The organism is Streptomyces roseochromogenus subsp. oscitans DS 12.976, assembly GCF_000497445.1.
Lineage (GTDB): Bacteria > Actinomycetota > Actinomycetes > Streptomycetales > Streptomycetaceae > Streptomyces > Streptomyces oscitans.
This window is the reverse complement of record NZ_CM002285.1, coordinates 4695333-4717539: the sequence shown is the minus strand read 5'-3', so window position 1 is coordinate 4717539 and position 22207 is coordinate 4695333. Positions and strand designations below refer to the sequence as shown.

Sequence of the window (22207 nt, the reverse complement as noted above, 5' to 3'; positions counted from 1 at the left end):
TCCCCTTACTTCCCCGCTTCCCGCGCTTCCCCCTGACCTTCTCCCTGATCTTCCCCCGGTCTCTCCCTCCCGTCTCTTCCCCGGTCTCTCCCCCGCAATGACTGAGATCAGTGAGATGACTGAGATGAGTGATACGACCCCGTCCCCGCTTGAGGACTGGTCCCCCGATCCCCCCATGGACCTGGGCCCCGGCCCGGCTCCCGGACCTCCTCCGTGAACCGGGCCGTGGCCGCTAGTTCTGGTGCGACTGGTAGTGCGCGACGGCGTCGGAGGTGCGGCCGGCGCCGTAGACGCGGAGGAACTCCGCCAGTTCCGGATGGGTCGGGGCGAGGCTGTCGGCAGCGTCGATGATGTCGCCCGCGGCGGCCACCGAGCGCAGCAGCGACTGGATCTCGCGGACCACCCGCTTGACCGTCGGCGCGCCCGAACCGCTCGTGGTCTGGGTGGTGTTGCTGAGCACGGAGCCCCCCTGCGACTTCTTGATCTCCTCCATGCGCCCGGTCGCCTCGGCGGCGCTCACGCTGCCGTCCGCGACCTGGGCCGCCAGCTCCTGCAACAGCTGCACCCGCTGGACCACGGCGGGATTGCCGATCTTCGCGCGCTGGCCGCTCATCAGCTGCGAGAGCATCGGAGCGGACAGCCCCAGGACCGCCGCGAGACGGGCCTGATTGAGCCCGAGATCTTCGATGAGCTTACGGAAGAGCGCCCCCAACGGCTCTCCGTACCAGTTCCGCTGCAGCTCCCGCGCTCTCGCGGTGGCTTCCTGCTGTGCGGCGTCCATTGCGTCTCCCCATCGCTTCCCCTGAAAAACCGCGGTTCGCTGTAGCGAACCACGTCGAGCATCTTACGGAGAGTGGTCATCTGCGGGGACCCCCATCTTTTTGCGGAACACCGGGGGTGACCCGGTACTCTGGTCTGCGGCACCCGCCGGAACGCGACACCTCCGGCAGGTCGCTGCTTCCCGGGGCCTTAGCTCAGTTGGTAGAGCGCCGTCTTTGCATGGCGGATGTCAGGGGTTCGACTCCCCTAGGCTCCACAATCAGATACCCCTCTGACCTGCGGAAACGCTGTCAGGGGGGTGTTTTTGTCCCGGTTCCCGTGTTGACGTGTCAGCACGGCGGTGCTGACAAATGCCCGGACCGACGGCGGTGGCAAAGCGGACCTGCGCCATTCCGCGGTCTGCTTCGTTCCTTCGGTCAGCGGTGTGGCAGTCCCCGACATCGGCAACCAGGACGACCTCTACGTGAAGATCGACAGCCTCGACCCGGACAGTGCCTCGGCCGTGCACACGTAGTCCGCGCAGGCGTAGTCCGCGGCGGGGTCGGGAGCGACCAGGAAATCCCGGCCCGGCCGCGACCGCCGGAACAACTGCTGCATGCGGCAGTTGCCCTGGTGGTCGCGCCCGTCGTTCTGCCCTTCAGGGCGCCCCGAGCTGAGGCGGGCAAGGCGTGCACGGCGTGTTCGCCGTCCGGGATCTGAACACCGCGTCCGCCGAATCCGGGGCACGTCGAGCCGCTCTCTGATCCAGGAGTTCGCGGTGTTGAGCAGGGCGTCAATGTGTGGCCGTGACCAGTACTCTCCCGGCATCCTCGGGGTCCCGCTCAGGCATTCCGGTCTGTAGTCGCCACAGCGACGCGTACTGCCCGTCTTGCGTGAGAAGGTCCTGGTGGGCTCCCTCCTCCACCATGGTCCCGTTCTCGTTCATGACGTGAATCCAGTCGGCGTGCCGGATGGTGGAGAGCCGGTGGGCGATGACCACGGTGGTGCGGCCGGCAGTGAAGTTCCGGAGGGCGTGCTGGATGGCGGCTTCGGTGTCGTTGTCGACGGCCGACGTCGCTTCGTCGAGGATGACGACCGGAGGGTCCTTGAGGATGGTGCGGGCCAGCGCGATGCGCTGACGCTGACCGCCGGACAGTGCAGCTCCCCGCTCGCCCACCACCGTGTCGTACCCCTGCGGCAGTGCTTCGATGAACCCGGACGCCTGCGCGATGCCTGCGGCACCGACGATGGCTGCGTGCTCCGCGTGCGGGGTGCCGTAGGCGATGTTCTCGGCGATCGTGCCGTCGAACAGGAAGGCGTCCTGGGCGACGAAACCGATGCAGCGCCGCAGGTCCTGCAGGCGTAGCTCCCGGATGTCCTGGCCGTCGAGCAGGATCCGGCCCGCCACCGGGTCCTGGAACCGCATGAGTAGTTTGGCGATGGTGGTCTTGCCGGCCCCGGTCGCACCCACGATGGCGGTCGTACGGCCGGACACGAATCGCAACCGGGTGTCCCGCAGCACAGGGGGGCGCCCCGGGTACGCGAAGGTGACCCCGTCGAGTACCAGCTCACCCTCGACCCGTCCGGGATCCAGAGGGCGTCCGCCCTCGTCCGGCTCGGTCGGCAGGTTCCGCAGGTGTTCGACACGGTCGAGCGCGGCCAGTGTGTGCTGGTACTGCTCCAAGGTCGTGCCGATCCGGGTGAGCCGATACAGCACCGGGCTGGGCAGGGCGAGCAGGGTGTTGAAGGAACTCAGGGACAGAGTGCCCCGGAACACGTCGCGGGCGGCGAGCAGTCCGGTACCGAGCAGGGAGAGGCTGGCACACGTGCCGACGGTCTGGATGTGCCGAGCCGTCTCCCGGTCGTTGAGCCGGGTGTCGTTGCGGCACGCGTCGCTCAGCCGCTCCACACGGGCGGCCTCCTCGGCCTCGGTGCAGAAGCTCTTGACGGTGGCACTGCCTTCCAGGGTGTTGATGACCTGGCTGTTCAGCCGGACCCTGCGGTCGCCCACGGCCGCGTAGGCGCGCCCGGAGCGGGAGTGGTGCCGCAGGGAGAGCCAGGTGATGACCGGGACGGGGAGGAAGGCGGCCCAGGCGAGCCGGGGGGCGAGGAGGAGAAAGGCGGGCGCCATCACCAGGAAACAGGTGGCGAGCTGGACCAGTTCGCCGGGGCCGTGGGCGAGGAAGGCGCCGACGTGTGGGATGTCCGCGCTCAGCACACCGGCGATCCGCGTGGTCCGCTCGCCCTCCAGGTCCCGCAGGGGCAGCCGTTGTACATGGGGATACACCTCGCTGCGCAACTCGTGTTCCACGTCCTGACCGAGGGTGCGCCAGGCGAGGTCGGCCCGGTAGGACAGGGCCGCCTGGATGAGCTTCGCCAGCGCGGCGACGGCGGTGAGCACGCCCAGCTGGGGGAGGGTTCCGGTCACGCCCAGCGCGGTGAGCACCGGGCTGCTGCCGCGGGCGAGGAGTAGCGGCAGCGCGCCGAGGCTGGTGAAGACGCCCAGTTCGGCGAGTTCAGCGGCGGCCGACAGTCCTGCGGCGCGGCCGATCCGGCGCCGGTGCCTCCTGGCCAGGCGCAGCAGCGGAGGTGCGCCGGCGTTCCCGACGGGACGGGCCGCCTCGGCGGGCTTCAGCGGTGAGGCGGGCAGCTTTCGTGGGTCGCTCGTCTCATGCCAGGCCCGGCGGATCAGCAGCGTGGTGGCGGCGCCGACCGCACCCAGAGCCACCCAGGGGCCCAGGAGCAGCCCGGAGCCGCCCAGGGCGAGGGAGGCCGCGGCACCGCCGGCCACCAGCATGCGGGGGCGGACACCGGACCGGGTGGCCTGATGAGCCCCGGCCGGATCACCAGCCTGTTCACGGGTCCGGACTGGCTCGGCCGACGGTTGGGGGACCTGGCTCTGCGTCCCCACCTGTCGCAGAAGGTCGTCCAGGACCGCCCGGAGCTGTGCGCCGATATCCGCCGCACCGAGCGCCGGATCGTGGTGTACGAGCACGCTGCCGGTCACCGCGCTGGCTCGGACGCCGGTGACACCGGGGCTTTTGCCCAGTACGGCGGTGAGCAGCCCGGCGAGCCGGGGGCGCCCGGCGAGGACGGGAGCTTCCCACCGCTGCCGCCCGGGCACGGCCGACCGGAGCCTCAGCGGACCGCGGACCGGGTGCTGATGGCCGTGCGGTTCTGCGGGCGGGGTGACGTAGCGGGACACGCGGGCATCACCGGTTCTCTCTGCTTCTCTCCGCCTCGGGCGGGGTGGGCGGGCTGGGCGACTCGCTCAGGGATCAACGCGGCGATCCGTCGGCGGTCGCGGACGTCGGCGCGGGCAGTCCGGTGTGGTGGGCGAGGAAGGCGGTGACGTCTGCGGTGAGATCGTGTGCCGTTCCTGCTGACGCGTGTGCGTGTCCGCCGGTCGTGGTACGGCGCATGAGGACCGGAGCGGGGGAGGCTGTGGCGTGCTGCAACGCCGCGCACATCTTGCGCACGTGCTGGGCTCCGGTGCGCTGGTCGGTGTCGGCGCCGCAGAGCAGGACGGCCGGGTAGCGGCTGCCGGGACGTACCTGGTGATACGGCGAGTAGGCGAGGAGTGCGTCGAGCTGCCCGGGGTCGACGGCGGTCCCGTACTCCGCTGTCCAGGTGTGACCGATGCCGAAGCGCTCGTAGCGGGCCATGTCGCACAGTGGCCCGATGGCGGCGACGGCGGCGTACAGATCAGGGCGGCGGGTCAGGGCGGCGGTCACCAGCAGTCCGCCGTTGGACTGGCCGGTCGCGGCCAGCCGGTCCGGCGCGGTGATGCCCCGGTCGATCAGATACCGGGCGGCGTCGTTGAGGTCGTCCACGGCACGGGACTTGGCGGCGCCACGACCGGCGGCGTGCCAGGCGTTGCCGTGCTCGCCGCCGCCCCGTACGCAGGCCACCGCGTACACGCCGCCGGCTTGGGCCCAGGCTCGCGCGGAAGGGGTGTGGGCGGGGCGCATCGGGACGCCGAAGCCGCCGTAGGCGGTGAGCAGGGCGGGCCGGGGCGGCCCGGCGGGCGGGTTGAGCGGCTGGTCGGCGCGGCTGAGGAGGAAGAGCAGGATCGGCGTGCCGTCGTCGGCCTCGTACCGGACCTGACTGGTGAGCAGCTCCGCCGTGGAGCCGGGTGCCCCGGTCGGCTCCACGGACGCCCGGGGCCCGGGGGGCGCACCGCGCCCGGGCCACGGTGCGACCCGCCCGCTGACCGCGTCGAAGACGAAGACAGCCGGTGGCTTGCCGAAGTCGGTGTACGTGAACCACGCCTCGTGGCCGCCTTCGGGACGCCCCCGCAGCGCCCGGACCGTTCCGCTGCCGGGCAGCGGGACCTCCCCGATGCGTTTCCCGTCCGCGGCCCGGTGCACGGTGATCCGGCTGGTGGCAGCCCGACTCCAGCACACCAGCAGCAGTGGTTCCGCGAGAGCGAGCCCGTCCAGCAGGACACTGTCGTCGAGAGCGGCGTCCGGGTCCTGCGGTACCAGTTCCCGCCAGCCGTCACCGCGCGCCGCTGTGCGGTCCGTGACGAGGATCCTCCCGCGGGGCGCGCCCCGGTCGGTGTGGAGGCGTCCGCCGCCGTCCCGGTGCAGCCGGATCGAGGCGAGCGCCTTGGTCTCCGTGCCGTCCACCAAGCGCTGCCACGTCGGCCGCGCGGGGTCGTTCACCGGGGTCTCGGCCAGCCACAGGTCGTTGTGATGGGCGATTCCGCGGGCCACGGAGACGACCAGCCGATCGCCGTCGGGCGTGATGGTCAGCCCGAAGTACGCGAATCCGTCGGCCTGTTCACCGAACACCTCCTCATCCTCCCCGGCGGGCCGCCCCAGGCGGTGCAGTTTGACCCGCAGCATGCCGTCCGGCCCCTCGGCCGCGGGGCCCACGTAGTAGAAGGCCTGCCCGCCGGGCAGCCATGCCACCGGCGAGTGCCGCAGCCCCTCCACGGGCTCATCGACGGCTCCCCCGCCGTCGGCCGCGTACACCACCAGCCGGGTGATGTCGGCCCCGTCCACCGCGAACTGACAGGCCACCAGGTCGCCTTCCCAGGAGGGCCGCCACCCGGCCAGCCGTACCCGGCCCTGCGGCGCCAGTGTGCCCGCGTCCACCACGAACCGCTCGGTGCCGTCCGCCCCGGTGGCGTACAGCACGGCCTGGTCGCGGCCGGGCAGATGCCGTTCGGTGAAGTGCCGTCCGCCGCGCCAGACCGGCGCGGACACCCGACGGGTCACCGACAGGGCCTTCAGCCGCTCGTCCCATGCGTCCCGGTCCGGCCAGGCCGTCCGGTGCGCGGCGAACAGGGTGTCCTGGGCCTCGGCCCACGCGCGCGAGGCGTCGCTGGTCAGGTCCTCCAGCCACCGGTAAGGGTCGGCAACCGGCCGCCCGTGCACCGTCTCGACGAGGTTCTCGCGGGCGGCGGGCGGGTGGACGCTGGTGGTCTCTGGCAACACGGTGCTTCCTCGGGCGCGCGGGAGGGGGTACGGATGTGAAGAACGGCGGGGCCAGGTAGGCGCCGGCCCCGCCGTTCCTCGGTTCACACGGGGTGTCCCGGAGGGGCAGGTGCCGCTCAGGCCTCGTCGCCCTCGTAGACCTCCGCCTGCCAGCGCAGAGCGGGAGCGTCATCGGAACCGGGGTCGCGGGGGTTGCCGTAGTCGGGAAGGAACATGATTGGTACTCCTTTCGAAGGCGGTGCCGGCCCCTGTCGGACTGGCACCGCACGGGGCATTTCCATGCGCTCGGCGGCAAAAACTCGCAGGGTGTGCACGCCACTCGATGTGGTGAACATGCCTATGTTCTATGCCAGTTGGCGCTGTTGCGGTGATTACGGTGTCCGTCGTCCTGGCGGCGGAGTGTCCGCGCCGGCCGCCCGTTCACCCCGTCGCCGAGGAAGGCTCGTATGACCGCCACGAAGAGTGCGAAGGCGCGCCGTCCGCTGGTGTCGCGCGGTGCTCGGGGCGCCGCCGAGCGCGCCTGGGAGCGGCCCTTGTCCGCCGATCCCCCCATGGCCTGGGAGCGCACCGCCGTCACCCTCCGGCACCAGCTCAAGGCCGGTGCCGTCACGCTGCACTGCGTCCACACCCTGCGTCTCCTCGGCTGTCCGCACGACGCGCTGGACTACTACTGGCCCCCGCTGCTCAATCTGGAGGCGCTGGTCTACGTCGGCGATCTCGCCGTCGAGCGGGAGCAGGCGGACGGCCCTCCGGCGGGCACCGCCTGGCGCGACGGCATCGAGGAGGTGCTGCGCGGATACGGCTGTGACACCGCCGAGGCACTCGCCGATCTGCGCGCGCTGGAGGAGTACGCCCGCTGGGAGACCGAGACCATGAGCCGCCGCGCTCAGTACAGCGTGGACGATCTCGTGCGTGCCTGTCACGGGCGGTCGTCCGACGTGCGGATCATGACGGGGTTCGGCCGACGCCTCGCCGGGCTGCCCGGGGACGAGTCGTTCGACCGGCTCGCGGGACACATGCACGCGATGGGAGAACTGATCAGTGACGTTGTCGGCTATGCCAAGGACGTGGCCGACGACTCCTGCAACTTCTACCGCATGTGTGTCTGGGCCGTCGGCGTCGAAGCCGCCCGCGCCCGCCTCCACGAAGTCTGGCGGCGGCTCTGCGACGACCTGCTGTGCGACCTCGCCGCCGCCGACCGCCGGTCCCTGGTCCGGTTCGCCCAGGTCTTCCTGCTCCGCCCGCGCCCGCTGCGCGCCCTCGCCGTCAAGCGCAGTCCGACCCGCGTCTACACCCTGCTGCCCAGGCCGGTGCTGCTCACCTGGATCCGGTGGCGGCTGGAGCGAGGCGAGCGGCTCCGGCTGCCCGCCGTCCCGGATCCTGTCCCCGAGCCGGCCGCCGAAGGCAGTTCGGTTCATTCATCCACGTGCTGAAGATTGAGCATCGAAAGGTAGGCGGGGAACTTTGCCACCATCCTCCTGGGCACACCGGTCATTCGCAGCGTGCCGTGTACGAGATCCCGCACGACGAGAGTGTATGAGCCGTTGTTGAGCACCAGCTCCGCCCTGTACAGCACATTCGTAGCGGAGTCGCTCTCTTCCATGATGTCAGTCGTGGTCGTGATGTCGGCCAAAACGTCACCGTATTCAGTCACGCATTTCCTTGTCTGGGGCAGGACGAATGGGGACGGCGGCGCGGTCGAGAAAAATCTGACCATGCCGTCGTCCCCAGGATGCTGAATCGTCATTCCGTGCTCCGTCGGCCGACTTAGCGGGCCTTTCCGGCCGCAGTACCCGAGCCGGCAGGGCTCCGAGGCTTGACCGGCTTGCCGACGGCTGTTTCCTCTTCCCGGAGTTCGGCGCCGATCAACTCGGCAGCGACCTCCGCGGTCATGTCGTGCAGTTCCTCACCAGCCTCGTGCGCTGCCTTCTTCAACTCCATGACAAGGCTCATCGACGTCTTGACGGTGCCGCGGACCAGCGGCTTCACCAGACGCTTGGCCAGGGGAGCAAAGACAAGCCCTAGCAGGAACGGGGGAACGACAGGAGGCATGGCGGCTCTCTCTCTGGTGTTGCGGTGATTCATCCTTGAAGGGCGCGATGCGCTCCGGTGCGCCGAACTCCCGTATGGCCAAAGGGAGATGTGTGCCAGGCTAGCCGACTGGCGCACCGTAGGACCGTGATGCGGGAAGGCTTCACTCTTGGGAGTGGAAAGTGATCGACGGTGGTGATTACCTCACCTGAGCGGGCATGCTCAATAATTGGTCAACAGGCCTTGATGCGTGCCTATTTGGACTCGGGTTCGAACTGCAAGAATTGATGGATGTTGGCTGAAATCAGCGTCTGTTCAGGGGGTTTGAGGAAGATGGCGGCAGGTATTCATTCCAGCGGCGGGGATGCGCCCCGTCCTGATTCCTGAGGAGGGATGGGCATGGAAATCCAGAAGGTGCTCACGAACGAGGAGCGGGTGGCTGTCGAGGAGCCGGTCGCCTACGAGCCGCCGATGGTCGCGGAGGCCGGGAGGTTCGCACACGACACGCGCGGTGGTTACGGGAAGTACAGGGAAGCCGGTATCGGCCGTTTTGAAGCGTGATGCCCGTCTGAAGTGAGGTCTCCTGTGCAGTGGTTCGTCGCCGTACCCGACTGTCCTGCCGCCCTCCGGGTGCTGGAAGAGCTCCGGTGTGAAGGGTCGGTCCTGGCCCGGCACGCGTCCGGCAGACCCTGGTTGGTCGGCCGGGTGCCGACGGGCCACTGCCAGGTCCTGTCGACGGGCGACCTGAGGGTGGCCGTCATCGGTCACGCAGGTGCAGACGTGGCATCCCTTGCCCGTCTCCTGCCGCCCCTGAGCACTGACCAAGGCGTTCCGGGGCCTTCAGCGTCGGCGGGAAGCGTGCATGTGGCCGTCTCGGGACCGGGCCGGTTCCGGCTTCGGGGCACGGCTTCCGGTCTGCGTCGCGTCTACACGGCGCGTATGCACGGCATCACGGTCGCGGCGGACCGCGCGGACATCCTGGCGGACCTGTCGGGCGCCGACCTGGACGAGCGATGGCTGGCCGTACGACTCATCACCGGCGGGCCCCCACATCTGCTGGACGGTCTCACCGCCTGGCAGGGCGTCTTCGCCGTCCCGCCGGGCGACGCGCTGACGGTCGGCGCGCACGGCGGATCCGCGCACCGGCCCTGGTGGTCACCGCCTCTTCCCGACCGGCCGGTGGAGACCGGCGCGGCGGCGCTGCGAGCCGCTCTCGCCGAGGCCGTGGCCCTGCGGATCGCCCAGGCACCGGAATCTGCGGTGGGCTGTGACCTGTCCGGAGGCATGGACTCCACCGCGCTGGCGTTCCTCGCGAGCGCCGCCGGCGCCTCCTTGCACACGATGACCTTGGCGTTCCGGGATCCGGCCAACGACGACACACACTGGGCCAACCTGGCCCGAAGCCATCTGCCGGACACGGTGGCGCTGTCGCTGGCCGACGACGAACTGCCTGGCCAGTACGAGAACCTGGGCGAGCCGGGCAGCCCGGCGGACGCTCCGTCCGGGGTGCTGCGAGGCAGGGCCGTGTTCGACGCGACCGCCGCTCGCTACCGCGGGCACGGAGTCGTCCTTCAACTCGCGGGCCACGGCGGCGACGAGGTTCTCCAGACCCCGCCCGGTTACCTCGGCGACCTGTTGCCGGCCCACCCGCTTCTCGCCGTCCGTCACCTGCGCGGCCACCGTTCGGTCCGCCGCTGGCCCTTGAGCCTCGCGCTACGAGGGCTCGTCGACCGACGCTCCTACCCGCAGTGGCTGCGCGACCAGGCTCGCCGCCTGCGCGGTGGCCCGCCGACCGAGCCTTCCCACCACGTGCCGTTGGGATGGGGACCGCCGGTGCGCATGGCACCATGGGCCACGCGCCGGGCAGCCCTGCTGGTCGCCGACCTCCTGGAGGAAGCTGCGACGACCGCGCTGCCCCTTGCCGCCGACCGGGGACAGCACCAGACCCTGCACCGGCTGCGGGCCGTTTCCCAGCTCTACCGGCTGATGCGCCAGGAGTACGACCAGCCGTGGATGGGGCTGCCGTTCCTCGACGACCGCGTGGTGGAAGCCTGTCTCGCGGTGCGTACTCACGAGCGTGGGACACCCTTCGCCTACAAACCACTCCTGGCCCGGGCCATGCACGGCCTGATGCCCGGTCACCTGCTCGCCCGCGCGACGAAGGGCAGCACCGACACCGACTTCTACGCGGGCTTGCGTGAACAGCGGGCCGCCCTGAACCAGCTCGTGGAGCGCTCCCGACTGGCCCAGGCCGGTCTGCTGGACGCCGCAGCCCTGGGCGCGGCGCTGCACACTCCGGTACCGCGTATCTCCGCCGACCTCGAAGACACCCTTGTGGTGGAGCACTGGCTGCACCACGGACGCCTCACCCTGCCTGCCGCCACCCCGTCCAGAAGCACCGTACGGTCCACCAGGAGCACATGACATGGCCTTTCGGCTGCACCGACATGTCACCGCCGTCACCACCGACACCGGCATGGTCATCCTCGACGAGCGCACGGGCGGCTATTTCGAGCTGAACGGGACGGGCTCCGCCACCCTGACCGCCCTCCTGAACGGAGCGAGCCAGGAGGAGGCGGTCCACCGGCTCACGGCAGGCACTGATGCCACGCCTGCCCAAGCCGCAGCCGACGTCAACGCGTTTCTGGCCGACCTGGCCCGGCGCGGTCTTGGCTCTCTCGCCTGATCCACGATCCCTCTCCACACAGAACACGGCTTCCGCATGAGCGTCCACACCGCCCTCCCCACAGCGGACCGTCCCGCATGGTGGCGCCGGCCTCCCATTCGGCTGGCCATCACCGTCGCCTGGCTGCTCAGCCGCCTTCCCCCGGGGCGCATCCGCACCATCCTGCTCCTGGTACGACGCGGGGCGCGCCCCGCCACCCGTGGTGAAGCCCAGCGCGCCCGCACCGAGATCACATCCCTGAGCCTGGCCTGCGCGGGGGAAGGCTGCCTCCAGCGCTCCCTGGCCACCACACTGCTGTGTCGCATGCGGGGGAGCTGGCCCACCTGGTGCACCGGCGTGCGCACCCAGCCCTTCGCCGCGCACGCCTGGGTCGAGGTCGAGGCAGTCCCCGTGGACGAGGACACCGCCATCGCCCAGTACCGCCGCATCATGACCGTGCCGCCCCACCACAGGCAGCGTGTCTGAGAAGCAGGGGGTTCTGGCCTTCAGCATCAGGCCGCTGGACAGCGCCTCGTCGGGGTCAATCCGGTCGCCGCCACCAGAGTTTGCTCTAGCGCATCGTTTAAGCATCGCGATCTACCCAAGTGATGGCCAGTAAATTGCCAGCTTCAAGCGGGAACCAGATTGCGCCGCGCAAACGATCGGTGGGGCGTGCTGACGTGTCAGCACGGGTGCCAGATCGAGCAGGATCGAGGGGGATCCAGCAGGATGCAAACGGGGATGTCTGTCCCGGTTCTCCGGCGTTTCCGCAGGTCAGGAAGGTAAGTGCGCACGCGGCAGGGGATGGACGTGGGGGATCCCTTGTGGTTAAAGGGATTCGAGAGATCCGTGTTCCCCTGTGGCTCCCCTGGTATCCCCTGTCCCCCCGGCGGGTACGCGGAGGTGGGGATCGTGTTCCTTGAGGTTCGCGGGCTGGTTTACCTGGCCTGCCGGGTAGCGGATGGCGGCGCCGGGCCTGGGCGCGGCTCTGGTTACCTGCCGTGGCGAGGGCTCGACCGGTACGGTAGTGATCGAACGGCCACCGATGAGGAGGTGGGCAGCTGTGACCCTTCCCGTGCTGCACCCGCGCCCCGGAAACCTGCGCGAGGTCGCCGAACGCATCGAAGCTTCCACCGGGCTACGGGTCGAGATCATCGGAGGCAGCCTCGTGATGTCCCCCACCCCACGCGGCAAGCACGCTGGCACTATCCGGCGCCTGCGGGTGCAGATCGAGCCTCGGCTGCCCGGGGGCCTGGCGCCGTACGAGATGTCCTCGGTCGCCATGCCGGAGGATCCGGACGACTACGCCACGCCCGATCTGACGGTCCTGCCCGTGGAGTGGGACGAGGACGATTCCTGGCTGGCCGACCCTGGTGATGTCGCCTTGGCTGTCGAGGTGATCTCCCAGTCGGAGAAGGCGAAGGACATCACCGACAAGAATGGCTGGTACGCCCGAGCCGGGGTCGCCGTCCTGCTTGTCCTGGACCCTCGTACCGGTCGCTGGACTCTGCATACCCGTCCTAAGGGCGGAGAGTACTGCGGTCAGGTCCATGGAGAGTATGGAGAGGTGGTCGAACTGCCCGCCCCTCTGCCGTCCCCGCTCGACACTGGCGTCCTGCCCCGCTACGGAGCCTGATCCCGACGTCGGGATGAGCGGAGGGATCCTGACGCCTGACCTCGTACGCACACGCGCCCTGGTCGGCATCCCTCCGACGCTCCTGGCCTCACCAACCTCGTCGGCGAACTCCTCCTCAAGCGCCGGCGGAGGTGCTGTGCGGGATCGTGTACGTGCTGCACACCGGGATCCGGTGAAAGTACCTGCCGAAGGAACTGGGCTCCGGCTCGGGCATGACCTGCTGGCTGCAATTGCGGGACTGGGCTGGGCGTCCGGTGGCCGCAGAGGCTGCCGGGTGCTTGGCCGTGGCGTGGTCAGGCTGTGGCTCCCCGCGGGTTGCGGGTGACGGTGTAGCCGTGCTGGTTGAGGGCGTTGATCGCGCGGCGGGTGGCGCGTTGGGGGTTGCGCTGGGTGAAGTAGGCGCCGAGCTCGCGGTAGGTGACGTTGTCGCTGAGCATGTGCCAGATCGCGGTGGTGATCGAGCTCGACGGCGACCAGGGCCCTGAGCGGGCCGCGGCGGGTGGTGATCCGCTTGTAACGGGCTTGCAGGCAGGTGTCTTTGGTTCTCACCGCGCCGAATGCCGCGAGCCCGAGTGCTCCCTTCCGGTAGGGATTGCCGAAGCGGACCTTGGTGTTCGCAAGGAACGACCTCATCCCGGCGTGCAGTTGAGGATCGCCGACGCGGACGGCCTGGGGATCACCTGCCTCGCCACCAGCACCCCCGACCGGCCGATCGCCCGGCTCGGGCTTCGTCACCGGTCAGGGATCGAGGCCAGGGCCCCTGGGTGGCGGGTGGGCTTTGCTCTGTTCGACAAGAACTTGACAAGCCCGGTGGTCTCGGGTCATCGTCAAGAACCTGCCACTAGCCGAGGAGGCGGAGCGTTGGATCCCCGCAGGGCCGCAGTCGGCTCGCTGACCTTCCTGGTCCGCAGGGTCTGGCTGAACATGAGGTCGGCGATCGCCGGGGAGCTCACGGCGTTCGGGCTGTCGACCTCGCAGTACGCCACCCTGCTGATGGCCGAGGTGCGGCCCGGGATGTCGGCGTCGGACATCGCCCGGGAGGTGGCGAGCTCCCGGCAGGCCGCCAACGAGATGCTTGTCGGGCTCGAGCAGGAGGGGCTGATCGAGCGGCGGACGAATCCGTCCGACCGGCGCAGCCATCAGATCTTCGTCACCGAGTCCGGGCGGACACGTCTGGCCGCTGCCCGCAAGGCCGTCGACCGCTGCGAAGCCGAATTGGAAGCCGCGTTCACGCCGGAGCAGCGAGCCGCGATCCGTGAGTGGCTTGAAGGCATCTCCGCGGCCCGCCGCTGAACCCCTGCCGACCCCGAGTATATGCACGAATTTGGTGTAGGTCACGCTTGAGTGGAGTTCTCGGCCGGTATAGTTTGAAGGAGAAAGTTCAGGGGTCAAGCCCATGGGGGAATTCTTGCTGGCGCCTTCAGGCACGCATCAGGTGACTCGTGCGGAAATACTTTCGGGAGTTGAGCAGGGCAGGCTCATCGAGCAATTCGACAATGCGGACGAGATGCGGATATCCGCGCTGCAGTCCGTCATGCGGGCCCGCTACGACGTGATGATATCGGCACTGAAATCGGAATGGTACTCCAGCGAACGGCGCCGGACGGTTCAGAAAATAGTTGGTGACGCGGCACGGCGGAGGGTCGCCGTGCGAGAGCTCTATCGTTGCGACGACCTCCCCAGCTGGTGCACTCCGGACTACCTGCTGTCCGCCGCGGAGTGCGGCATCCGGGTCCGGGTCACCGACACCAAGCTGCAGGAACTCGTGATCGTGGACTCCCAGGTCGCCTTCATGCGTACCCAGGTGAGCCTCTCCCAGGAGCAGTGCCTGGCGATCTGGGCGCCGCCGGTGATCAAGAATCTGCAGTCATTGCTCACGGCCGTCTGGAATGGCGCCAGCGAGCCGGTGAGCTATTTGCGCTACCCCCGGTCCGAGTTCGACGAGGCGGATCTGCAGATCGTCAATGAACTGGCTGGCGGGTCCAAGGACGAGGTTGCCGCCCGGCGGCTGGGAATATCGCTCCGCACCTATCGGCGGCGGGTGGCCGAGCTCATGAGCCGACTCGATGCGAATTCCCGCTTCCAAGCCGGCGTGCACGCACTGCGGGACGGTCTGCTGAGGCGTGGCGGTCGCGACGAGGAATTGCCGTACCGGTACTCGGCCTGACCCCTGCCTCCTGTCCTCGGTCGACCGGGGGCGGGAGGCAGGTATTTCTTTCTTTGTGTTTATTTTGTGCTCTTTTTCGGGAGGAATCCCGGACGATTGCGGGTGAGCGGGGTCAGGCGCGCTGCCACCAGGTGGGCGGAACCTTGAGGGCGCTGCCGGGCGCTGTCGGACGCAGGAACTGACGGGTCTGCCGGCCGACCGCGAGCAGGGTGCCGTCCGCGTTCCACAGGCTGCTGGACTCTACTGTCCATCTGTCACTCGACTGATCCGTCCCGACCCGGACCAGCGCCCAGTCGCCGCTCTCGGCGAACGACAGTCCGTCGGTGAAGTGCACCGAGTACTCGGCGGTCGGTACCGCGACCAGCTCGGAGGCCGCCGCGTATACCGCTGGAGGCATCGCGTCGAGCAGGACCAGCGCCGCCGCGGCAATCGGCAGGTCGGGCTCCCGCAACCGCAGCCAGGCGGTCATCTCGGGGTGCGTCCCCCCGCCGAACGGCCGCTCCTCGCCCGCCATCCTGGTCTCGAAGTGGGCGGCGTACGGGAACATCCGGGCCGGGAACCCGGCATCCGGGCAGTCCTCGGGCGACGGCACAACCGGTGCCTCAGCCGCCTGCAGCGTCGGCTTGTCCCCGATGGTGCCGAACAGTGCCGTCGCCAGTGCCACCGGCCGTTCGTGCTGCTCGAGCGTCGAGCGCACCACGGCGCTGGTCCGCGACTGGCGCACCACCTCCGACCGCACCAGCAGCGGGTGGTCCGACACCGGGGCGAGGAACGAGCTGTGCAGCGCCCTGGGCGCCAGGTCCACGGTCAGCTGGTCACCTGCATGCCGAAGCATCAGCGTGGACACCAGGCCGCCGAGAGCGCCGGCCCAGGTCCGCCACGACCTGTCGATGGGCGGCAGCAGCGCCTCGCTCGTCGTGGCAGCGTTCATCGTGCATCACCTTTCCATCGGACCGGCCGTCGACGACCGGGAAGACTGAGAAGACCGAGGGGCCAAGCGCAAACCGAGGGGCCACGCCCAAGGAGTGAGGCCGTCGGCCCGATACGACGGCCGGGGGCCGCGTGGTGGTCCCCGGCCATGGCACTTGCGGGCACTACGACGGCGAACCGCCCCCTGGGCGGGTGCCGTCGGGGAAGTCGTCCTCGGCGGTGCGGCCGAGCCGGCGCCCGGCCGTGTGGCCCTTGGCCTGTACGGGCTTCAGCTCGCCGGCCCGGGCGAGCCCGATGCGTCCCATGTTCGCGTAGACGGTCTCGTACTGCCCGTCCTTCACCAGGTACGTCTCGTGCCAGATGCCGACGTCCCCGGACTTGAGGACCCGCTGGTTGTACCGCCGCCAGGACGGCAGATGCGGGTCGTCGGTGTTCCGGGCGAAGGCCTCGAGATGCTCGAAGCTGCGCCAGTACTGCACGACCGCCGGCCCGACGCCGGAGATCAGCGCGAAGTAACTGCACAGGGCGCCCTTCTCGGGATGCTCGCGCAGATCCTTGATCATGCCGAACATCGAGCGGAAGACCGGCCACCACTTGTGGATCCGCCAGGGGCGGTTCACATGCATGCCGATCAGGAAGACGACGAAGTCGCCCTCGATGTGTGCGGTGTGGCGGCCGCGGTGGACCTGTGACATGAGTCGATGCTCCTTCCGGGCAACGGCCGATTCAGAGGGTGAGGAGCCCCAACTCGATGGCTCGGACCACGGCGAGGGTGCGGTTCGGGCAGTTGAGCTTGGCCAGGACGATTCCGACCAGGCGTTTGACGCCGTGCTCGGAGATGCTCAGCGAGCGCGCGACCTGCCGGTTGCTCAGCCCGCCGGCGATCAGCCGCAGCACCTGGAGTTCACGTGCCGTCAGCGAGATCGAGGACCGCCGCGCGGTCGGGTCGCTCTCGGCCTGCTCGGGTGCCGTCACCGACCGCCGTGCCAGGGACTCCGACATGTGGAACCGCCCGGACGCGACGTCGGCGATCGCGTCGCGCAGTGACTCCGGGCGGAGGTCCGCCCAGTCGAGGAAGCCATGAGCGCAATCGGCCCACGACTGGTCGAGCGCGGCGGCCGAGTCGACCAGGATGAGCATACGGATGCCGTGCGCGCGCAGGGTGCCGGCGGTCTCGTCGGAGATGGGACCCGCGACATCGTCGGAGGAGACGATCAGCTGGCCGTTGGAGAATCTGGCGAGCTCACCGAAGTCCGTGCAGGCATGCGTCGTCAGCGGAGTGTCGAGCGAACGGAACATTCCCTCGACCCCGTAGCGCCGCATGTCGTCGCGGATCATCAGGATGATCTCGATGCCGTCGTCGAGCGTGCGGGTCGGCACGGTGCCTCACTTCCCTGCAGCGACCGTCACACGGATGCCGATCGTTGGATTGACTTGACCTCGCAGAATTCCTCCAGCCCGAAGCGGCCGAGCTCGCGGCCGTTCCCCGACTGGCGGTAGCCGCCGAACGGGGCAACCGCGTTGAAGGCCGCGCCGTTGATGTCGACCTGTCCGGTGCGAAGTTGCCTGGCGACGGCCAGCGCATGGTCGGGGTCCGCGGAGAACACTGCGCCGCCGAGGCCGTACCGGGTGGCGTTCGCGATCTCCACCGCCTCGTCCTCGGAGGAGTACGGGATGATCGACAGCACCGGCCCGAAGATCTCCTCCTGGGCGATCACCGCGGTCGGATCGACCCCGCCGAAGACGGTCGGTCGGACGAAGTAGCCGCGGTCGAGCCCGTCCGGCGGTGTCGGGCCGCCGGCCGCGAGCTGTGCGCCGTCGGCGACTCCGCGCTCGATGTAGCCCCGCACGCGGTCGCGCTGGGCGGCGGACGCCAGCGGGCCCAGGCGGGTGTCCGGCTGGACGGGATCGCCGACGGTGAAGGCCGCCGCTTCCGCGGCCGCCGCCTCCACCGCCTGGCTGTGCAGCGCGGCGGGCACCAGCATGCGGGACCAGGCCCAGCACATCTGGCCGCTGTTCATGAAGCAGTTCGCGACGCCGGCCCGGACGGCGGCGAGGAGATCGGCGTCCGGAAGCACCAGGTTGGCGGACTTGCCGCCCAGTTCCAGGGCGACCCGCTTGACGGTCCCCGCGGCGAGTGCCGCGACCCGCTTGCCTGCCGCCGTCGATCCGGTGAAGGACACCATGTCGACGCCGGGGTGGGTGGCGAGCGCCTCGCCGACCACCGGGCCCTCGCCGTGGACGATGTTGAGGACGCCGTCGGGGATCTGAGCCTCGCGGGTGACCTCGGCGAGGAACCGCGCGGTCAGCGGGGCGATCTCGCTCGGCTTCAGCACCACCGTGTTCCCGGCCAGTAGCGCCGGTACGACCTTGGCGACGGCCTGGTGCAGCGGGAAGTTCCACGGGGTGATCGCCGCGACCACCCCGACCGGCTCGCGGATCACGGTGGAGTGCCCGATCTGCTCGGTCCAGGCGAACTCCTCCGCGATGCCGGCGACCGCAGCCGAGGTGGCGGCCGGCAGGCTCGCCTGTACCCGTTGCGAGAACCACGTCGGCACACCGACCTCCGCGGTGATCGTCGCGGCGATTTCGTCGTGCCGGGCCGACAGCCCCTTCGCGACCGCCCGTACTGCGGCCACGCGGTCCTCGAGCGGGACGGCGGACCAGTGGCCGAAGGCCTTCGCGGCCGCCGCGACCGCGAGTTCCGCGTCCGCCGTGGTGCCCGCCGGCACGGCCGCCAGGCGCTCCTCGGTCGTCGGGTCGACCACGTCGATCCACCGGGTGTGCCCGGTGGTCCAGGCGCCGTCGATCCAGTGTGTCTGTGCGGGTACGGACGCCATCAGCCGCAGCCGCCCGCGGTGTCCCGGTCGAACTGGCCCACCATGTCGACCAGTTCGGCCGGAATGCCCTCCATCGGATCGTCGTCGATGTCGAGGACGACCGGTACCGGGCGACGCAGGCCTGTCAGGCTCTCCGCCTCCGGTGTCCGGTCGGCGTTCGGCTGCGTCGTCATGCCGCCTTGCCCTTCTGCTGCCACTGCCGGAATCCCGCGATGAAGTCGTCGAGGCGGTCCAGGCCCCAGTACCGCTGGGGGCCGATCTTGAAGTACGGCGCGCCGAACACGTCGTCCAGGTAGGCCGCCTCCTGCGCGGCCATGCCCTCTTCGCGCAGCTCCGGGTCCTCGGGTGCGGCGCTCAGCGCCTCGCCGTCGAGCCCGGCCGCGTCGGCGATCTTGCGCACCGTCTCCCGGTCGCAGATGTTCTCACCGCGACCCCAACGGGCCTCGACCAGCGCCCAGTACAGAGCGTTCTGGTCGCCGGTCCGCTTGGCGGCGAGCCACGCGTGGTGTGGCAGCACCCACCACGGCTCGCGGTCGACCGGCCAGGCCATGTCGAAGCCGAACCGCGCGGACAGCCGCTTGACGTCCTGGAGGATGTAGAGGTGCTTGGCCTTGCTCATGTCCGCGTAGTGCAGCTCGATCCCCCTTTCCGCCATCGACTTCCAGGTCTGCTCGTCCGGGTAGAAATACGGAATCCACTGCATCGACTCGAGCGCATCCGGGCAGCGCTCGGCCAGCAGCCTGCTCGCCATCCAGCTGTAGGGGCTGTGCAGGGAGAAGTAGAACTTCGGGGGGTAGCGGTTGCTCACAGGTGCACTCCTTCCAGTGCCGGCCGCCGCCCGCCCTCCAGGGCGGCGGGCAGGCGGCGGAGCAGGAACTCCGAGACGAGTTCGGACACCCGTTGGGGCTGCTCGATGTGACAGAAGTGGGTCAGCTCGTCCTCGAGCCGGATCTCCGCGGTCGGCATGTCGCGGCCCAGGGCCTCGGCGCGTGGACCGCTGATGCCGGGATCGGCCGAGCCGCCGACGACGAGTGTCGGCACGGTGTTCGACGAGAGGTCGATCCCGGACGAGGAGATGAAGATGTCGAACAGGCTGAGAAAGCCCTCCGGACCGATGCGGTCGAGGGCCTTCTCGGCCATCAGGCTGACGATCTCCGGTTCGAGCCGCTCGGCGCGCTCACCGAGACGCGCTCGCAGCCCGGCCGCCATGACGGTCCGGAAGTCGGCGAGCGAGCGGTCGAACATCGCCCAGTCCACCGGGGCGGAGGCCAGGCGGTAGAACGGGGACAGCAGCACCAGAGCGTCGACCCGCCGCGGCGTGCCCGACGCGAGCCAGTGCAGCACGGCGTTCGCGCCCATGGAATGGGCGACGAGTACCGAGATCGGCTGGGGGATCAGCGCCAGGGCGTTCTCCACCCATTGCGCGGCCGTCCCGCCCGCGCGCCACTCGTAGCCGCCGCCGGCCCGCCACGGCAGGTCGATCGCATAGCAGTGGAACCGGTCGCCCAGCCTGTCCGCCATCGGCTTCCAGCTCTGCCAGTCGTCCTCCAGGCCGTGCAGCATGACCATCGTCGGACGATGGGCCGGGCTGTGCGCTGTCAGTGACACGCCGTCGACCACCGACCGGGCGACCGGTTCCCAGGCGCTATGCGCTCGTCGCACGGCTCCACCCTCGGACCACGGCCACGCCGACCATCCCCTCGGAGGTGAGCGACGTGACCAGGGAGACCGCGCCGTCGCGCTCGGGGTTCCTGCGGTGCTCCGCGAGCAGCGCGGCCAACTGCAGGCCGCCTGCCGCGGAGTAGGTCTCTCCGACCAGTTCCTTGACCGGCAGGAGGTTCGGGGTGTCAGTGCCCAGCGCCGCGGTGATGGCCACCCGTTCGATCCGGTCGCGCTTGGGCGAACCAGAGAGCGACGGCGCGACCGCCCAGACGTCGCTCGCCGCGACGCCGGCGGCTTCGAGCGCCCGGATGATGCACTCCGTCATGCCGACGGCCGGGTCGTCCTTGCTGCCAGGCTCTCCGTAGAGACCGCACTCGACCGCCAGGATCTCCGCGTCGAGGCCGCGGCCGGCCGTCCGCACGGTCTGAGCGTCCTCCAGCACGAAGAAGGCACCGCCCTCGCCGAGGTCGACACGCTCCTCCCCGGCACCGCGGGCCTGGTGCGACGCCCAGGCCCGGGTCGGAGAGAACTCCTCGACCGCACCGGCCACCGCGGCGTTCACATAGCCGCTGCGCACCTTGTTGCGGGCGTACCGCAGCGCGGTCAGGAAGGCCATCTGCCCGCCGGACACCGTGGCGTTGACGCCCTTGAGGTTGTGCCAGATCGCCGTGGCGCTCGCCGCGCCGTTCATCACCGCGTACGGGAACAGCAGCGGGTTGACGAGGTACGGCTTCTCACTGGTGTACATCTCGTGGATGAAGTCCGACATCGCCTGGGGCCCACCGCTGCTCAGCCCGAGCACGAGCCCGATGCCGCCGTCGGTCTCCTCGTCCTTCGCGTCGCGGACCAGGCCGGCGTCCTCGAGGGCGAGCTTGCAGGTGACCACGGACAGCGCCGTCGAGCGGTCGAAGAAGCTGGTCCCCTTCCGGCCCAGGTGTGCCTTGACGTCGAAGTCGGGGATGGCGCAGGCGGTTTCGGACGGGAGCTTCTGCTCGAACATCTCCGTCACGTCCTTGCGGCCGCTGCGGCGCTCGCCCCAGGCCTCGGAGAACTCCTCTGCACCGGTGCCGATGGCGGAGAGCACCCCCCATCCGGTCACGGCCATGGCGCTCACTCGTACCTCCCGAAGATCGTGATGGCGTTGTTGCCGCCGAAGGCGAACCCGTTGTTCTGCACGATCCGCACGTCGGCGTCCCGCGAGACGTTGGGCACCACGTCGATCCCCTCGAAGTTCGGGTCGAGCGTGTTGAGGTTGATGGTCGGCGGGATGAAACCGTCCCGGATCGCCAGGCAGCACGCGATCGCGCCGAAACCGCTTGCCGCGCCCATGGAGTGACCGAGCATCGACTTGATCGAGCTCATCGGCGGGAGCTGGTCGCCGAAGACCTCGCGCATGGCGGCGACCTCGGCGGAGTCGTTCGACGGCGTACCGGTGCCGTGGGCGCAGACGTAGTCGATCTCGTCCTTCTTCACCCCGGCGTTCTCGTGGGCCCGGCGGGTGCACTCGGCGATCGACGTGGCCAGCGGCGAAACCATGTGGTTGGCATCGCAGTTGAGCCCGTAGCCGAGCACTTCGGCGTAGATCCTGGCGCCTCGGGCGAGCGCCGAGTCCAGCGACTCGAGCAGCAGAGCGGAGCTGCCCTCACCGATGAGGATGCCCTTGCGGTTCGCGTCGAAGGGCGTGCACACGTCCTTCGCGAGAGCGCCGAGCCGGTAGAAGCCGGCCACGGCGAACGCGCACATGGCCTCCGAGCCACCGGCGATCATGTAGTCGGAGTCGCCGCCCGCGATCATGTCGTAGGCGTAGCCGATCGCGTAGTTGCTCGCCGAGCACGCGGTGGCGAGCGTCACCGCCTCGCCGTCGATGCCGAGTTCGCGGTTGGCCGCGACGGCGAGCCGGTAGGCGGGGATCTTCGGAACGAGGTCGCTGAAATCGGCGGCAGGCCCCTCGGCCAGCCACCTCTCGTAGGCGTCCTCATGGAGGCGGGTCTCGCCTCCGGTCGTGCCGAAGACCGACCCGGCCCGGCCGCGCCGCAGCTCGGCGCGGTCGAGGCCGGCGTCGTCGACCGCGAG

The 22207-nt window shown here is 69.8% G+C and carries 23 protein-coding genes, 1 tRNA gene and 1 pseudogene; 10 read left to right on the top strand and 15 right to left on the bottom strand.

Translation table 11 applies throughout. The features are described 5' to 3' along the window. Positions 1-232: 232 nt before the first annotated feature. Positions 233-781, bottom strand: a complete 549-nt coding sequence (locus M878_RS69975) for a helix-turn-helix domain-containing protein (RefSeq protein ID WP_023548546.1) — start codon at positions 779-781, stop codon at positions 233-235. 182 nt (positions 782-963) lie between these two features. Here M878_RS69975 and M878_RS69970 point away from each other — a divergent pair. Continuing rightward, a tRNA-Ala gene (locus tag M878_RS69970) sits at positions 964-1036 on the top strand. Positions 1037-1552: 516 nt separating this feature from the next. On the opposite strand, the gene M878_RS69965 is transcribed toward M878_RS69970, so the two are convergent. After that, positions 1553-3964, bottom strand: a complete 2412-nt coding sequence (locus M878_RS69965) for an ABC transporter ATP-binding protein/permease (RefSeq protein WP_023548542.1) — start codon at positions 3962-3964, stop codon at positions 1553-1555. 73 nt (positions 3965-4037) lie between these two features. Next, positions 4038-6203, bottom strand: coding sequence for a prolyl oligopeptidase family serine peptidase (locus M878_RS69960; RefSeq protein ID WP_158692722.1), 2166 nt, complete (start codon positions 6201-6203; stop codon positions 4038-4040). A gap of 446 nt (positions 6204-6649) precedes the next feature. Here M878_RS69960 and M878_RS69955 point away from each other — a divergent pair, with 446 nt between their 5' ends. Then, on the top strand, positions 6650-7636 hold the full coding sequence (locus M878_RS69955; RefSeq protein ID WP_023548537.1) for a hypothetical protein: 987 nt from the start codon (positions 6650-6652) through the stop codon (positions 7634-7636). Here M878_RS69955 and M878_RS000000100035 read toward each other — a convergent pair. Together M878_RS000000100035 and M878_RS69945 are read right to left on the bottom strand one after the other, a co-directional pair. Beyond that, positions 7618-7950 carry a hypothetical protein gene (locus tag M878_RS000000100035; RefSeq protein WP_023548535.1) on the bottom strand — a complete coding sequence of 111 codons (333 nt, stop codon included), beginning with the start codon at positions 7948-7950 and terminating at the stop codon, positions 7618-7620. The two genes, M878_RS69955 and M878_RS000000100035, sit on opposite strands and share 19 nt — an antisense overlap. Before the next feature lie 20 nt (positions 7951-7970). Next, positions 7971-8255, bottom strand: coding sequence for a DUF5132 domain-containing protein (locus tag M878_RS69945; RefSeq protein WP_023548533.1), 285 nt, complete (start codon positions 8253-8255; stop codon positions 7971-7973). A gap of 378 nt (positions 8256-8633) precedes the next feature. On the opposite strand from M878_RS69945, the gene M878_RS96545 reads away from it, so the two are divergent. The 6 genes and pseudogenes from M878_RS96545 to M878_RS000000100030 all read left to right on the top strand — a co-directional run. Next, the gene (locus M878_RS96545; RefSeq protein ID WP_158692721.1) at positions 8634-8795 is read left to right on the top strand and encodes a lasso RiPP family leader peptide-containing protein; all 162 of its coding nucleotides are present in this window, start codon (positions 8634-8636) and stop codon (positions 8793-8795) included. Between the two features lie 378 nt (positions 8796-9173). Further along, on the top strand, positions 9174-10658 hold the full coding sequence (locus tag M878_RS69940; RefSeq protein ID WP_158692720.1) for an asparagine synthase-related protein: 1485 nt from the start codon (positions 9174-9176) through the stop codon (positions 10656-10658). 1 nt (position 10659) lies between these two features. Further along, complete coding sequence (locus tag M878_RS69935) at positions 10660-10920, top strand: lasso peptide biosynthesis PqqD family chaperone (RefSeq protein ID WP_023548527.1); 261 nt, start codon at positions 10660-10662, stop codon at positions 10918-10920. Positions 10921-10956: 36 nt separating this feature from the next. After that, positions 10957-11385 carry a lasso peptide biosynthesis B2 protein gene (locus M878_RS69930; RefSeq protein ID WP_023548525.1) on the top strand — a complete coding sequence of 143 codons (429 nt, stop codon included), beginning with the start codon at positions 10957-10959 and terminating at the stop codon, positions 11383-11385. Positions 11386-11962: 577 nt separating this feature from the next. Continuing rightward, complete coding sequence (locus M878_RS69925; RefSeq protein WP_023548523.1) at positions 11963-12535, top strand: Uma2 family endonuclease; 573 nt, start codon at positions 11963-11965, stop codon at positions 12533-12535. 134 nt (positions 12536-12669) lie between these two features. After that, positions 12670-12792, top strand: a pseudogene (locus tag M878_RS000000100030) (IS5/IS1182 family transposase); the annotation flags it as partial. Between the two features lie 36 nt (positions 12793-12828). Here the strand turns inward: M878_RS000000100030 and M878_RS97610 are convergent. Further along, entirely contained in the window at positions 12829-12972 is a 144-nt protein-coding gene (locus M878_RS97610; protein ID WP_023548521.1) for a hypothetical protein, read from the bottom strand. Between M878_RS97610 and M878_RS000000101885 the strand changes: the two genes are divergently transcribed. Together M878_RS000000101885 and M878_RS98930 are read left to right on the top strand one after the other, a co-directional pair. Next, a complete protein-coding gene (locus tag M878_RS000000101885; protein WP_425347901.1) occupies positions 12971-13828 on the top strand; it encodes a MarR family winged helix-turn-helix transcriptional regulator in 858 nt (285 codons plus the stop codon). The two genes, M878_RS97610 and M878_RS000000101885, sit on opposite strands and share 2 nt — an antisense overlap. A 103-nt stretch (positions 13829-13931) precedes the next feature. Next, positions 13932-14702 carry a helix-turn-helix transcriptional regulator gene (locus tag M878_RS98930; protein ID WP_023548518.1) on the top strand — a complete coding sequence of 257 codons (771 nt, stop codon included), beginning with the start codon at positions 13932-13934 and terminating at the stop codon, positions 14700-14702. Positions 14703-14814: 112 nt separating this feature from the next. On the opposite strand, the gene M878_RS92300 is transcribed toward M878_RS98930, so the two are convergent. From M878_RS92300 to M878_RS69890, 9 genes are all read right to left on the bottom strand, one after another. Further along, complete coding sequence (locus M878_RS92300; protein WP_023548516.1) at positions 14815-15633, bottom strand: acyl-CoA thioesterase; 819 nt, start codon at positions 15631-15633, stop codon at positions 14815-14817. A 163-nt stretch (positions 15634-15796) separates the two neighbouring features. Beyond that, positions 15797-16327, bottom strand: coding sequence for a DUF4188 domain-containing protein (locus M878_RS69915; protein ID WP_023548514.1), 531 nt, complete (start codon positions 16325-16327; stop codon positions 15797-15799). A gap of 31 nt (positions 16328-16358) precedes the next feature. Continuing rightward, the gene (locus M878_RS48370; protein WP_023548512.1) at positions 16359-17012 is read right to left on the bottom strand and encodes a helix-turn-helix transcriptional regulator; all 654 of its coding nucleotides are present in this window, start codon (positions 17010-17012) and stop codon (positions 16359-16361) included. A 26-nt stretch (positions 17013-17038) separates the two neighbouring features. Next, entirely contained in the window at positions 17039-18472 is a 1434-nt protein-coding gene (locus tag M878_RS69910; protein WP_023548510.1) for an aldehyde dehydrogenase family protein, read from the bottom strand. After that, positions 18472-18645: a hypothetical protein gene (locus M878_RS97605; protein ID WP_023548508.1), complete on the bottom strand. Its 174-nt coding sequence runs from the start codon at positions 18643-18645 to the stop codon at positions 18472-18474. Before M878_RS97605 ends, M878_RS69910 begins: the two co-directional genes overlap by 1 nt. Beyond that, the gene (locus M878_RS69905) at positions 18642-19280 is read right to left on the bottom strand and encodes a 2-hydroxychromene-2-carboxylate isomerase (RefSeq protein ID WP_023548505.1); all 639 of its coding nucleotides are present in this window, start codon (positions 19278-19280) and stop codon (positions 18642-18644) included. The genes M878_RS97605 and M878_RS69905 overlap by 4 nt, the downstream gene beginning before the upstream one ends. Then, on the bottom strand, positions 19277-20041 hold the full coding sequence (locus tag M878_RS69900; protein ID WP_051430098.1) for an alpha/beta fold hydrolase: 765 nt from the start codon (positions 20039-20041) through the stop codon (positions 19277-19279). The genes M878_RS69905 and M878_RS69900 overlap by 4 nt, the downstream gene beginning before the upstream one ends. Before the next feature lie 76 nt (positions 20042-20117). Further along, a complete protein-coding gene (locus M878_RS69895; protein WP_245238402.1) occupies positions 20118-21239 on the bottom strand; it encodes a beta-ketoacyl synthase N-terminal-like domain-containing protein in 1122 nt (373 codons plus the stop codon). A 5-nt stretch (positions 21240-21244) separates the two neighbouring features. Beyond that, on the bottom strand, positions 21245-22207 hold a 963-nt coding region (locus tag M878_RS69890), incomplete at its 5' end, for a beta-ketoacyl-[acyl-carrier-protein] synthase family protein (RefSeq protein WP_023548499.1).